The sequence below is a fragment of the Intestinimonas massiliensis (ex Afouda et al. 2020) genome, from assembly GCF_001244995.1.
GTDB lineage: Bacteria > Bacillota > Clostridia > Oscillospirales > Oscillospiraceae > Intestinimonas > Intestinimonas massiliensis.
In genome coordinates this window covers 540276-553231 of sequence record NZ_LN869529.1, presented here as the reverse complement: position 1 = coordinate 553231, position 12956 = coordinate 540276, and the positions used below count along the sequence as shown (strand labels likewise).

At 64.2% G+C, this 12956-nt stretch carries 14 protein-coding genes; 3 read left to right on the top strand and 11 right to left on the bottom strand.

Annotation, left to right across the window (positions count from 1 at the left end; genetic code table 11):
- Positions 1 to 146 precede the first annotated feature (146 nt).
- Genes BN2154_RS06625 through BN2154_RS06615 form a run of 3 tightly spaced genes read left to right on the top strand, consistent with a single transcriptional unit; the run spans position 147 to position 892 of the window.
- Complete coding sequence (locus tag BN2154_RS06625) at positions 147 to 446, top strand: TetR/AcrR family transcriptional regulator (protein WP_050618072.1); 300 nt, start codon at positions 147 to 149, stop codon at positions 444 to 446.
- The gene (locus tag BN2154_RS06620) at positions 425 to 709 is read left to right on the top strand and encodes a hypothetical protein (protein ID WP_154666651.1); all 285 of its coding nucleotides are present in this window, start codon (positions 425 to 427) and stop codon (positions 707 to 709) included. The genes BN2154_RS06625 and BN2154_RS06620 overlap by 22 nt, the downstream gene beginning before the upstream one ends.
- On the top strand, positions 710 to 892 hold the full coding sequence (locus BN2154_RS06615) for a hypothetical protein (RefSeq protein WP_050618070.1): 183 nt from the start codon (positions 710 to 712) through the stop codon (positions 890 to 892). It begins immediately after the preceding gene.
- 118 nt (positions 893 to 1010) lie between these two features.
- On the opposite strand, the gene rsfS is transcribed toward BN2154_RS06615, so the two are convergent.
- The 11 genes from rsfS to acpP form a co-directional block, all read right to left on the bottom strand.
- Entirely contained in the window at positions 1011 to 1370 is a 360-nt protein-coding gene (gene rsfS / locus BN2154_RS06610) for a ribosome silencing factor (protein WP_050619563.1), read from the bottom strand.
- A gap of 39 nt (positions 1371 to 1409) precedes the next feature.
- On the bottom strand, positions 1410 to 2951 hold the full coding sequence (locus BN2154_RS06605; protein ID WP_050618069.1) for an LCP family protein: 1542 nt from the start codon (positions 2949 to 2951) through the stop codon (positions 1410 to 1412).
- Positions 2948 to 4165 (bottom strand): bis(5'-nucleosyl)-tetraphosphatase (symmetrical) YqeK, encoded by a 1218-nt coding sequence (gene yqeK, locus BN2154_RS06600; protein WP_050618068.1) that lies wholly within the window; start codon positions 4163 to 4165, stop codon positions 2948 to 2950. Before yqeK ends, BN2154_RS06605 begins: the two co-directional genes overlap by 4 nt.
- A gap of 43 nt (positions 4166 to 4208) precedes the next feature.
- Positions 4209 to 4532, bottom strand: a complete 324-nt coding sequence (gene yhbY, locus BN2154_RS06595; RefSeq protein ID WP_050618067.1) for a ribosome assembly RNA-binding protein YhbY — start codon at positions 4530 to 4532, stop codon at positions 4209 to 4211.
- A gap of 9 nt (positions 4533 to 4541) precedes the next feature.
- Positions 4542 to 5156 (bottom strand): XTP/dITP diphosphatase, encoded by a 615-nt coding sequence (locus BN2154_RS06590; RefSeq protein WP_050618066.1) that lies wholly within the window; start codon positions 5154 to 5156, stop codon positions 4542 to 4544.
- Between the two features lie 5 nt (positions 5157 to 5161).
- Positions 5162 to 5878: a ribonuclease PH gene (rph, locus tag BN2154_RS06585; RefSeq protein WP_050618065.1), complete on the bottom strand. Its 717-nt coding sequence runs from the start codon at positions 5876 to 5878 to the stop codon at positions 5162 to 5164.
- Positions 5879 to 5897: 19 nt separating this feature from the next.
- Positions 5898 to 6764: a signal recognition particle-docking protein FtsY gene (ftsY, locus tag BN2154_RS06580; protein ID WP_050618064.1), complete on the bottom strand. Its 867-nt coding sequence runs from the start codon at positions 6762 to 6764 to the stop codon at positions 5898 to 5900.
- A gap of 13 nt (positions 6765 to 6777) precedes the next feature.
- Positions 6778 to 10347, bottom strand: coding sequence for a chromosome segregation protein SMC (gene smc, locus BN2154_RS06575; protein ID WP_050618063.1), 3570 nt, complete (start codon positions 10345 to 10347; stop codon positions 6778 to 6780).
- A gap of 128 nt (positions 10348 to 10475) precedes the next feature.
- Positions 10476 to 11900 (bottom strand): sodium-dependent transporter, encoded by a 1425-nt coding sequence (locus BN2154_RS06570; protein ID WP_050618062.1) that lies wholly within the window; start codon positions 11898 to 11900, stop codon positions 10476 to 10478.
- Between the two features lie 39 nt (positions 11901 to 11939).
- A complete protein-coding gene (gene rnc / locus BN2154_RS06565; protein WP_050618061.1) occupies positions 11940 to 12614 on the bottom strand; it encodes a ribonuclease III in 675 nt (224 codons plus the stop codon).
- A gap of 73 nt (positions 12615 to 12687) precedes the next feature.
- On the bottom strand, positions 12688 to 12924 hold the full coding sequence (acpP, locus tag BN2154_RS06560) for an acyl carrier protein (protein ID WP_050618060.1): 237 nt from the start codon (positions 12922 to 12924) through the stop codon (positions 12688 to 12690).
- Positions 12925 to 12956 lie beyond the last annotated feature (32 nt).

Below are 12956 nucleotides of genomic sequence, written 5' to 3'. Positions count from 1 at the left end.
TTCCGTGCTATTATACTCGAAATGGGCTGATATTGCAAGCATTTCACCGGAGTAAGGCGGGGCAGGCCGCACTTTTCCCTTGACAGCGCCGCCGGGCGGGTATCATATAAAACATATTTAAAACATGTTTTATATGAGGTGAGCATATGGCACAGCAGAGCACCCGAGAAAAACTTCTTCAGGCGGCCAGGCGGTTGCTGGAGGAGGGCGTCCCGCCCGATGAGCTGACCGCCCGGAGGCTGACCGCCGAAGCGGGCGTCAATCTATCCATGATCAACTACTGCTTCCATTCCAAGGACGCCCTGCTCAAGGCTGCCGTGGATGAGATCGTGGCGGCGGAGTTTCGCCGTCACGCCGGAGAGGCCCCCCAGGCAGCACCCCCCGGCAACAGCTCCGCGCCCGCCTCCTGCCCGTCTGCCTGGCCATGCTCAAATACCGCGCTTTGACCCAGGCCTCCATCCCCTACCTTCTGCTGGAAGAACCCATCTCGCTTCCCCTGGATATTCTGCCCGACCTCCGGGCCCATTTCGGCCCCGCCAAATCGGAAGAGGCCTGCCGGCTGGCCGCCTTCGGCCTGGTTTATACCATGCAGCTCGCCTTTTACCGCGGAGAGGAATTTCAGCGGTATTACGGGCCTGAAATCTACAGCGACGCTGGCGCAGCCGCCTTTTTGGACGCTCAGCTCGATCTGTTTCTGGGAGGTGAGTAGATGACGGTTTTTCTCCGGCTTCTGGGTGGGCTCTCCCTGTTCCTGCTGACCTGTATGCTGATCTGCGGGCTGTGGGTGCGCTTCCACCCGCAGCAGGACATGGGGTTCCACTTCCTGCTGGGTCTGGCCGCTGTGGGATCCGCCATGGTCGCCATCCCCCTTTTCCTCTTTACCAGGAGCTGATGCGGGAGCCTTCCCCACAAAAAAGACCGCGGCGGGTGCCGCGGTCTTTTTTCTGCGCAAACGTAACGCAAAAACGGCCATGCTGCCCGCAGAGCGGGCAGCGGCATAAAGCTTTATTTCAGTCGGGCTTTCGGACCTCGCTCAGGTCCAGCTCTGCGGCGTCCCGCCACAGGCGCTCCAGATCGTAGAACTTCCGGGCCTCGTCGTTGAAGATGTGGACCACCACCGAGGAGAAGTCCAGCAGGACCCAGGTGCCCCCCCGGTGCCCCTCGATGTGGTGGGGAAGCTCTCCCGCCTCCTTCATCACCTTCTCACACTCGTCCCCCAACGCCTTAATCTGGGTGCTGGAGGTGGCGGTGCAGAGCACGAAATAGTCGGCCAGCGTGGTCAGGGCGCCGGTCTCCAGAACCTTGATGTCCTGACCCTTCTTGTCGTCCAGGGCCTTGGCAATGGTCAGGGCCATATCCTTCGGATTCATCATAGACAGCTCTCCTTATCCTTTTTCCAGTGTGGCAGGTCAGTAGATGGGGATGCCCTCCGGCGGCTGCTCCCCGCCGCTTCCAGCGGAGCCGGTCTCCACCGGCGTCGGAACGGGCGGCAGGACGCCGGGGCGCTCCGACGGCGTTGGAGATGGCTCCGGGCTGGCGCTCTCCGCCGGCGGCTGCGAGGGGCTCACGCCGGGCGAAACAGTGCTGCCGGGGCCGCCGGGGCCGCCCGACGGACTCTGGGAGGGGGCGGCGCTCTCCGACGGGACCGGGGAGGGCTCCACCGTGCCGGTCTCCTGGGGCTCCACGCTCTCGACCGGCTCCACAGCGGGGCTGGAGGCGGGCTTGGAGGGCTTGGAGGGCTTGACCGGGGCTCTGGCCGCCTTGGCGTCCTCTACCACGCCGGTAGTGGAGGACAGGCTCCCGTTGGAATTGACCGACATGATGTCCAGGTGCTCGGTGGTCAGCTCCTCCAGAAAGGGGTTGAAATACTCGTTGACCACCCCGATGACCTCGTCGGCATAGGGCAGCACATAAGACTGATTGTTCTGGTAGGTGCGGCTCCAGGCGTAGCCGTTATAGTCGCCGGGCATGGTGACAAAGGTCACTTTGTCCATGCTCAGTCCGCCCAGAATGGCCTTTTCCCCGAAATACAGCAGATTGTTGACGGTCAGATCGGTCTGCACGTTGTCCAGGAACACCCCCACCAGGCGGGTGATGGTCCCGATGTCGGTGATGCTGGACAGGCACTTCTGAATGACGGTTTTCAGGAAGGCCTGCTGGGTGGCGATGCGGCCGATGTCGCCGTCGGCATAGCCCACGGACAGGTCGTTGTTGTGGCGGAAGCGGATGAGCTGCATGGCCTTGTCCCCGTCCAGATGCTGGTAGCCCTTCTGCAGGTCGATGTTCAGGTTTTGGGTGGGGTCGTAATAGCGCATGCGCATGGGCACCTCGAAGTCCACACCGCCAATAGCGTCTACCAGTTCGCCCACACCCGCCCATTCGATGACCACCTCGAAGTCGGGCCGGAAGCCCACCAATTGGCTGACCTCCTTGTAGAGGGCGTCGATGCCGTCCTCCCCGCCGCCGTAATAGTTGTAGACGGCATTGATCCGCTTGATGTCATAGGGGATGTTCACCATGGTGTCCCGGGGGATGCTCATGACGGACAGCTTCTGGTTGGGCACGTCGTAGGACACCAGCATGATGGTGTCGGTATTACCGCCGCCGCCCGTGTCCCGGCCCACCACCAGGAAGGTGAAGAAGTCCTCCTTGCGATCACCGTCGTCGCCCTTCACGTGGTTGGGCGCCTGGGTCACATCTTCCGTGGCGCCGGGTGCGGCCGGGTCCTTTTCCGTCCTGCCGCCCACGGTGGGCTTCACCACCAGGATGTTATACAGCACAAAGAGCGCTACAATGACGGCGGAGACGGCCGTCAGGGCAACATAGACCCGGTGCAGAATCAACTCCCGTCCGGTCCGCTGGACCTTGGGCCGCTTTTCCAGCTTCTCCGACTTCATCAGCCGGTCTCCGCCTCTTTTTTTCTGTGGCTTGGCGCCGTTTTCGTCGCTCATGGATTACGTCCTTTCAGCCAGTCTCTGGCCTGGAGGGTATTGGTATGCACCGGCACGCCCCGCTCCTCCATATCCTCGATGGTGAGCCGGCAGCCCAGCAGCAGCGCCTGGTCCAGGTCCTCATAGGCCAGACGGCGCAATTCCTTCAACCCTGGGAACTCCTCACGGGAGGGCTCGATGTAGTCGGCCAGGTACAGCACCTTTTCCAGCAGGGTCATATCCGCCTTTCCGGTGGTGTGCCAGTAGATGGCGTCGCACACCTCGTCCGGCGCCCCATAGACATGGCGGGCGATGGCCGCGCCGGTCTTGGAATGCAGCAGCTTGACCGCCTTTTGCTCCAAATCATCCAATACGATACCATATTCGTCACACAATTTCAACTGCTCCGCCAGGTCCAGGTACTTGGTGCAGTCGTGGAGAATGCCCGCCCGGCGGGCCGCTTCCGGGTCCGCCCCCCAGCGCAGGGCCAGCCGGACGGCCTCCTCCTCGCAGCCCCGGATGTGGGGGATGCGCTTGGCCTTGACCATCGACCAGGAACAGCGGCGCAGGTCCTCGTCATCTAGATGCCGGAGGTCGGCCTTCACCCCGTAGAGGCCCCGGCGCAGGATGGAGCCGTATACCTGGCACCAAAGCAGGTCCCGGACTTCAGCCCGGTCCTCTCTCAGCCGGGAGCGCAGGAAGGTGGAGGACACCTCAGTGACCCGCGGCAGACGGAGAAGGGTCGCCTGAGCGCCGTAGCTGTCCCGCAGGAAGGCCGCCTGCCGCTCCATCGCCTCCATACTGTCCGACTCCGCCCGGGCGAAGGCGGCCACCCGGGCCTGGGCCAGGATGCGCCCGGGCTGGTGCCAGGTCTGCAGGGTCAGAAACATATCGGTGCCCATCAGCAGCCACAGCTCATCGTCTGGATATCTTTCCCGAAGCTGGTCCAGGGTATCCGCCGTATAGCTTTTTCCCTGCCGGTGCAGCTCCGTGGAGTCGGCCTGGGCGCAGCCGGGCCGACCGGTCAGGAGGGTCAGCCCGTCGGCCATCTGTTCCGCCATGGCCAGCCGGTCTCCGGCGGCGGCAGCCTCCGGCGGCAGGACCTTGTGGGGCGGCACAGCCGCCGGAATAAACAGCATCCGGTCCAGTCCCAGGAGATCCATGGCCGCCCGGGCCGCCTCGAGATGCCCCATGTGGGGCGGGTCAAACGTTCCGCCATAGACGCCGATCTTCATAGCGAACACTCCCTCTTCCTCACTGCCCTCCCATGCGGAGGTATTATTCCGGACGCCTTTTGTCCTTGACCAGCACGATTTTGTCCTTTTTCTCCTTGTTGTGGCTCTCGCGGTACAGGACGAACTTCGTCCCGATGACCTGGACTACCTCGGCCCGGGCGGCCCGGGCCAGCGCGTCGGCGGCCTCCCGGGCGGTGAGCATGGAGTTCTCCAGCACCCGGCACTTGATGAGTTCCCTGGCCTCCAGGGCGTCGCTGGCCTGCTTGACCAGATTGTCCCCGAGGCCGTCCTTTCCGATGTGGACGATGGGGTCCAGGGAATTGGCCATTCCCCGGAGCTGGGCCCTCTGCTTGCTTGTCAGTTCCATATATACTCCTTATATTTTGTTTGATTGCTCTTTCTGCCCGGCCAGATAGGCCGCCAGCTTCTCCTGGAAGAGCTGGAGCGCCCGTCCCCGGTGGGAGATGGCGTTTTTCTCCTCCGCCGTGAGCTGGGCAAAGGTCTTTTTTTTCTCCGGTACGAAGAAGATGGGGTCATAGCCGAAGCCATTCTCCCCCTGAGGGGCGTAGGCCAGGGTGCCGGGGCACTCCCCCCGGGCGGTCACGATGTCGCCGGAGGGCATACATAGCGTGATGGCCGAGACGAACCGGCACTTCCGGTCCAGCACCCCGCGCATGTTCTCCAGCAGGAGTCGGTACCGGCCCGCATCGTCCAGGCCGGGTCCGCCGTACCGGGCGGAGTAGACGCCCGGAGCCCCGTTGAGGGCGTCCACCATCAGGCCCGAGTCGTCGGCGATGGCGGGCAGGCCGGAGGCCTCCATAACGGCCCTGGCCTTGAGCAGGGAGTTTTCTTCAAAGGTGGTCCCGGTCTCCTCCACCTCCACATCCACCCCCGCCGCGGATTCCAGAATCACTTCCACGCCCTGGGCGGAGAGGATGTCCTGCAGCTCCTGGAGCTTGTGGGCGTTTTTGCTGGCGAGTACGACTTTCATTCCGGTCAACCTCCCAACGCGGCCTTCTGGATGGACTGGACCTTCCGGATGCCCTTGGCGCACAGGTCCACCAGCCGCCGCTGCTCGTCGACGGTGAAGGCCCGGCCTTCGCCGGTGCCCTGGAGCTCCACCAGCTCCCCCTCCCCGGTCATAACGCAATTCAGGTCCACCTGGGCCGCCGAGTCCTCCTCGTAGCACAGATCCAGCAGCAGCTCGTCGTCCACGATGCCCGCCGAGATGGCCGCCACGCAGGTCCGCAGAGGCATCTCCTTCAAAGCGCCGTCCTCCACCAGCTTGTGCAGGGCATAGCTAAGAGCCACAAATCCGCCGGTAACGCTGGCGGTGCGGGTGCCGCCGTCCCCCTGGAGCACGTCGCAGTCCACGGTGATGGTGCGGGGCCCCAGCTTCTCCAGATCCACCGCCGCCCGGAGGGCGCGGCCCACCAGCCGCTGGATCTCGGCGCTTCTGGGGGAGAGCTTCAGCTTGGCGATGTCCCGCTTGGAGCGCTCCCGGTTGGCCCGGGGCAGCATGGAGTACTCGGCGGTGACCCAGCCCTCCCCCTCGGGGACGTGGGGCGGGGTGCGCTCCTCCACGGAGGCGGTGCACAGCACCTGGGTATTGCCGCAGCGGATCAGGCAGGAGCCCTCCGCAAATTTGTTGATGTTGGGGATGATCTCGATGGGGCGCAGCTCGTCGCCGGCCCGTCCGTCGATTCGTGCCATGTCCATTCTCCTTTTTTTGCTACACCAGCGCCTCGGTAAAGGCCGCGGCGTCGAAGGGCCGCAGGTCCTCGATCCCCTCGCCCAGGCCAATATATTTGACGGGGATCTGAAGCGTGTCCGCAATGGCCACGGTGACCCCGCCCTTGGCGGTGCCGTCCAGCTTGGTGAGGACGATGCCGGTGACCCCGGCGGACTCCCGGAACTGCTTGGCCTGGATGAGGCCGTTCTGGCCGGTGGTGGCGTCCAGCACCAGCAGGGTCTCCCGGCTGGCACCGGGCAATTCCCGGTCGATGACCCGGGAGATCTTGCTCAGCTCGTTCATCAGGTTCTGCTTGTTGTGCAGCCGCCCGGCGGTGTCCACCAGGATCACGTCCGCGCCCCGGGCCTTGGCAGCGGAGACCGCGTCAAAGACCACGGCGGCGGGATCGGCCCCCTCGTGCTGCTTGACGATGTCCACCCCCGCCCGCTGGGACCAGACGGTGAGCTGGTCGGCGGCGGCGGCCCGGAAGGTATCTCCGGCGCACAGCAGGACCTTTTTTCCCTGGGCCTTGAGCCCGGCGGCCAGCTTTCCGATGGTGGTGGTCTTGCCCACCCCGTTGACCCCGATGAAAAGGACTACCGCCGGCCTGGTATCCAGCGCCAGGCCGGTATCCCCCACGTTCAGCATATCCTGCAACACGCGGCGCAGGCAAGCGCGGACCTCGTCCCGGTCCTTGAGCTTCTCGCCCCGGACCCGCTCCCGTAGCTCCTCCACCGCCTTGAGGGTGGTGTCCATCCCCATGTCGGAGAGGATGAGGGCCTCCTCCAACTCGTCATAGAACTCGTCGTCGATGGCGGAAAAGCCGGCAAAGAGGTTCAGCTTTTTGATTTTATCCAATAATCCCATAGTCCATATTCCTTTACTTGATCTTTAGTTCGGCTTCCACATCGTTTAGGTTAATGGTCAGCAGTCTGCTGATCCCCTGCTCCTGCATGGTGACACCGTAGAGCACGTCGGCCTCCTCCATGGTGCCGCGCCGGTGGGTGATCACGATGAACTGGGTCCGGTCGGCCATTTGGCGCAGATAGCGGGCGAACCGAGTGACGTTGGCGTCGTCCAGCGCGGCCTCGATCTCGTCCATGACGCAGAAGGGGGTGGGGCGGACCTTCAGAATGGCAAAGTACAGGGCGATGGCCACAAATGCCTTTTCCCCGCCAGACAGCAGGGAGAGCACCTTCAGGGCCTTGCCGGGGGGCTGGACCCGGATCTCGATGCCGCAGTTGAGGATGTCCGTCTCGTCCTCCAGCTCCAGGGTGGCCTTGCCGCCGCCGAAGAGCTCCAAGAAGGTCTCGCCAAACGCCTGGTTGATGATGGAAAACTGCTGGGCAAAGATGGCCTTCATCTCGCCGGTGATGTCCGCGATGACGCGCTCCAGCTCCGTCTTGGACTTCTGCACGTCGTCCCGCTGGCCGGTGAGGTAGGTGTATCGCTCGTTGACCCGCTGGAACTCCTCGATGGCGTCCAGATTGATGTTGCCCAGGCCGGAGATGGCGCGCTTCAGCTCTCCGATGCGCCGCTGGGCCTTGGGTATCGACTCCAGCGTCTGGCGCTGGGCCCGGGCCGCCTCGTGGGAGAGCTGGTAGGTCTCCCACAGTTTGTCCAGAATCTGCTTTTCTTCCAGCTCGGCGGCCACTTTTTTTTGCTCCAGCACCGAGACCTCCCGCTCCATGGAGAGAAGCTCGGCATTTTTGTCCCGGCTCTCCCGGTCCGCCCGGTTGCGCTCTCCCTCCAGCGCCAGCTTCTCCTGGTTCAGCCGCTGGATGGCCTCCTCCTTTTCCCGGTTCTCCTCCCGGATGGTCTGGAGGACGCTCTCCTTCTCCCCGATCTGGGCGGTGAGGGTCCCGTTTTTCTCCTGGAACTGGGCCAGCATGGTCTCCCGCTCCGCCCGATCGCCGGTGATGTCCGCCCGCAGGCTCTCCAGCTCGCTCAGAGCCTGCCGGTACGCCGCCTGTTCGGCCTCCAGAGCGGCCAGCTCCAGATTGAGCCGCGCGGCGTTCTCGTTGACCTGCTCCATCCGGGCCTTCAGGTCGTCCTGTCCGGCCGCCTTACCCTCGGCCTCGGCCCGCAGGGCGGCGGCGGAGCCCTCCAGGGCCTGGATGCGCGCCCGGGCATTCCGGGTGTCCTCCTCCGTGCGGCGGCTGCGCGCCTCGATCTGCTCCAGCTCCCCGCGCAGCTCCCCGCGCTGGGCCTCCTGGCTCTCCAGCATCTGGGCGAAGTGGGCGCCCCGCTCCTCCAGCTTGAGGATGCTGTCCTCCAGCTCCCGGCGCTGGGCCTGGGCGGTCTCCAGCTCATAGGCGGCGGCGGTGCGCTCCCGCCGCGCCTCCTCCACCGCCCGCTGGGCCTCCGCCCGCTGGGCCTGGAGGCCCTCGCTCTGGGTCTGAAGCCGTTCCAGCTCGTTGGCCCGGGACAGGATGCCCGCGCTGCGGGACACCGAGCCGCCGGTCATGGAGCCGCCGGGGTTCAGGACCTGGCCGTCCAGGGTGACGATCTTGAAACGGTGGCCGTATTTCCGGGCCATGGCGATGGCGGTGTCCATATCCTCCGCGATTACCGTCCGGCCCAGCAAGTTGGAAATAATCTTCGCATAGCGGGGGTCGAACTCCACCAGCTCGTCCCCCAGGCCCACAAAGCCCGGCTCCTGAGCCGCGCTCCGTTCCCGGAAGTCGGAGGGGCGGACGGTGTTCAGGGGCAGGAAGGTGCAGCGGCCGCCGTCCCGGCGCTTGAGGTACTGGATGGCCGCCTTGCCGTCGGCCTCGCTGTCCACCACCACATGCTGCATAGCGCCCCCCAAGGCGATCTCTACGGCCACGGCATACCGGTCGGGCACATGGATGAGCCCGGCCACCGGGCCGTGGATATGCTTCAGGTTTCCCCGCTCGGCCTCTCCCATCACCAGCTTTACCGCCTTGGAGTAGCCCTCGTAGAGCTTCTCCATCTCGGCGAGCATATGGATGCGGGAGGCGACGGCGTTCTCCTCCATCTGGAGCTTGACATGGGCCTCCTCGGCGGCCCTGGCCTTCTTCTCCCGGCTGTCCAGGCGCATGGTGTAGCCGCTGATGATGTTCAGCAGGGAATCCCGGTCCTCCCGGGCCTTGGCCAGCTCCTTCCCGGCCCGGGCGGCCTCCTCCCGGGTCACGGAGAGCTTTTGCTCCCCCTCGGCCAGCTCCTGCCGCACCGCCTCGTCCCGGTCCAGCAGCTCCTGGGCGGCGGCGGCCAGCGCGGAGAGCAGGGCTCTGGCCTCCGCGGCGGAGGCGGTCTCCACGGCCTCCTTCTGCCGCAGGGCCTCCAGCTCGGCCTGCAGGGTCCCGGCGCTCTGGCTGACCTGCCGGCCGGCCTCCTCGGCGGCGGCCCGCTCGGCCTGCAGCGCCTCCATCCTTCCGGCGATCTCGGTCAGGCGGGCCTGCCGCTCGGCGATCTGACCGGAGATGGACCCGGCCCGGCCCTCCTGGGCCTCCAGCTCCCGCCGGACCCGGTCGGCATTCTCCAGATTGCTCTGAATCCGGGCCTTCAGCACCGCCACGGCCCGCTCACACTCGTTGGCGTCGGCCTGCCGCTGCTGCATCTGGAACCGGATGCCCTCGGCCTCCATATCCTTTTCCCGCATTTGGGCAGCGTAGCCCTCGGCGGCGGCGTAGAGGCTCTCCAGCGCCTGCTGGGCCTCCCCCTTCTGGCGGACGGCATTGTCATAGTCGCTCAGGAGCTTGCGGGCGCTGGAGCGCAATCTGTCGAGCTGATCCAGCCAGACCGAGATCTCCAGCCCCCGCAGCTCGTCCCGGAGGACCAGATACTTCCGGGCCTTCTCCGACTGGGCCCGCAGGGGCTCCACCTGGAGCTCCAGCTCGTCGATCTTGTCGTTGATGCGCACCAGGTTCTCCTGGGTGCGCTCCAGTTTCCGCTCGGCCTCCTCCTTGCGGTGGCGGTAGCGGGAGATGCCGGCCGCCTCCTCAAAGACCTCCCGGCGGTCGGCCGACTTGACGGACAGGATCTCGTCGATCTTGCCCTGACCGATGATAGAGTAGCCCTCCCGGCCCAGACCGGTGTCCATGAACAGCTCGTTGACGTCCCGGAGCCGCACGGCGTGGCGGTTGATGAAGTATTCACTCTCCCCCGAGCGGTAGTACCGCCGGGTGACCATGACCTCACTCTCCTCCATGTCGAAGAGGCGGCCCGAGTTGTCCAGCACCAGAGAGACCTCCGCAAAGCCCAACTGCTTGCGCCGCTGGGTACCGCCGAAGATGACGTCCTCCATCTTGCCGCCCCGGAGGGCCTTGGTGGACTGCTCCCCCATGACCCAGCGGATGGCGTCGGAGATGTTGGACTTTCCACTGCCGTTGGGGCCCACGATGGCGGTGATATCCTGGTCGAAGGTGAGGACCGTCTTGTCGGGGAAGGATTTGAACCCCTGGATTTCCAGCGCCTTTAAGTACAAATGCTACACCTGCCTGTCTGTGAGGCTATGAATACTGTATTATACCAAGTTTCACAGGGGTTTGCAAATCTTTTGCCCGCAGAAAGGGGACGGGCCGCCGAAGCAGTCCGTCCCCGGGCGCACGCCCCTTATTTTGCGAAAAACTTCTGATAGTAGCCCATGACGAAGATGACCAGCACGATGATGGGCAGGATGCGGCTGACATATACCCGGGCCCACTTGGGGAACTTCACTCCCTGCCCGGCATCGGCCTCTTCGATAAAGTTCTTCCAGCCCCAGCCCCGGCGGGAGGTGCAGAACAGCAGGTAAACCAGCGAGCCCAGGGGCAGCAGGTTGTTGGAGACAACAAAGTCCTCCAGATCCTGGATGTTGCCCACCGGGGTGGTAAAACCGCTCCAGACGTTGAAGCCCAGCACACAGGGCAGAGATAGCAGGATCAGCGCCGCGCCGTTGACCACAATGGCCTTTTTCCGGCTCCAGCCCAGGTCCATGGCGAAGGCCACAATGTTTTCAAACACGGCAATGATGGTGGACAGGGCCGCAAAGGACATGAACAGGAAGAACAGCCCGCCCCATACATTGCCCAACGGCATCTGGTTGAACACGTTGGGCAGAGTCATAAACACCAGGCCCACCCCCTGGTCGGGCTGCACCCCGAAGGCAAAGCAGGCGGGGAAGATGATGAGCCCGGCGATGAGGGCCACAAAGGTATCCAGCACCCCCACGCTGATGGCCTCGCCAGTGAGGGAGCGCTCTCGGCCGATGTAGCTGCCGAAAATCGCCAGGGCGCCGATGCCCAGGCTCAGGGTAAAGAAGGCCTGGCTCATGGCGTCGTAGATGGCCGCGCCCAAAATGAAGCTGCCCTCGGCGTCGTAGAGCAGATTGTGGAAGTCGGGCACCAGATAGAACCGCAGGCCCTCCATCGCCCCATCCAGCGTGACGCTGCGAACCACCAGCACCAGCATGAGCAGGAGCAGACAGGTCATCATCACCTTGGTGATGCGCTCCACGCCCTTTTGCAGGCCCAGGGAGCAGATGCCGAAGCCCAGCAGCGTGACCACCAGCATCCAGCCGATCATGGGGCCGGGCTGGGCCAGCATGTCGAAAAAGACGCCGGTGACGGCGCCGGAGTCCATCCCCTGGAACTCGCCCAGAAACATCTTGCAGACGTAGGCCAGCATCCAGCCGCCCACGGTGGTATAGAACATCATCAGCAGGTAGTTACCCGCCATGGCGCCGTAGCGGTACAGGTGCCATTTGGTCCCCTTGGGCTCCAGCACGTTGAAGCTGAGGGCGGCCGACTTCTGGCTGGCTCGGCCCACGGCGAACTCCATCACCATGATGGGCAGGCCCAGGATGACCAGAAAGACCAGATAGACCAGCACAAAGGCCGCCCCTCCGTATTTTCCGGTGATGAAGGGGAAGCGCCATACGTTCCCCAGACCAATGGCGCAGCCGGCCGAAATCAGAATAAAGCCCAGCCGGGATGCAAATTTCTCTCTCTCCACGTTGTGTCCTCCAACTTCCTTGTTTTTGGATCTGCGCGGTGGCATCTTCTCTCCGGGCCGCCGCCCTGGCGGCCCCCTCTCCGGTTATCTGTTCAGCTTCTGGATCGCGGCCTTGGCCGCCATCTGCTCCGCTTCCTTCTTGCTCCTGCCCTCGCCGGCGCCCACCGGCGCGCCGTTCAACTCCACCTCCACGGCAAAAACCTTGGCGTGGTCGGGCCCGCTCTCGCCGGTGAGTCGGTAGCTGAGCACCTGACCGCTCTCCCGCTGGACCAGCTCCTGGAGCGCCGTCTTATAATCCCGGGTGCCCCCCTGCTCCCGCCGGTTGTCCGTCAGAATGAATCGGGTGATGAGCTTCCGGGCCGAGCCAATGCCTCCGTCCAGATAGACCGCCGCGATGACGGCCTCCACCGCGTCGGCCTGGATGGACGGCCGTCTGCGGCCGCCCCCCGCGTCCTCACCCCTGCCCAGCTTCAGATAGCTCCCCAGCTCCAACTGGGCGGCCACCTCCACCAGGCTGTCCTCACACACCAGGGCGGCCCGGGTACGGGTCAGCTCCCCCTCGGGCATGTCCGGATGGCTGCGGAACAGGTAGTCGGCCACCACCATGCCCAGCACCGAGTCCCCCAGAAACTCCAGACGCTCGTTGCTGGTCTCCCCCTTCGCCCGATTCTCGTTGGCGTAGGAGCTATGGGTCAGGGCGTTTTCCAGCAGGGCCGGATTCCCGAAGGAATAGCCCAGCTTTTCCTCCAGCTTCTTCATGTCTTCCTCCATGTCATAAAGAGAGGCCCCGCTTCCGCGGGGCCTGCATGTGTCGTCCAATACCGCTTTCCAATCAGGCGTCCAGCTTGTTCTGCAGGTAATTCACCAAATCTCCCACCGTGGTGATGGCGGAGATCTCGTCCTCACCCATCTCAGAGACGCCGAACTCCTCCTCCAGAGCCATAGACAGCTCCACAATGTCCAGAGAATCGGCGCCCAGGTCGTCCTCGAACGTGGTATCCACCGTGATCGTATCCGCCTCCACGCCGAACTGCTCGGAAATGAGCTCGCACAGTTTCTCGAAAATCATATTGACTCGACTCCTTCATGGGATGTTTTTAC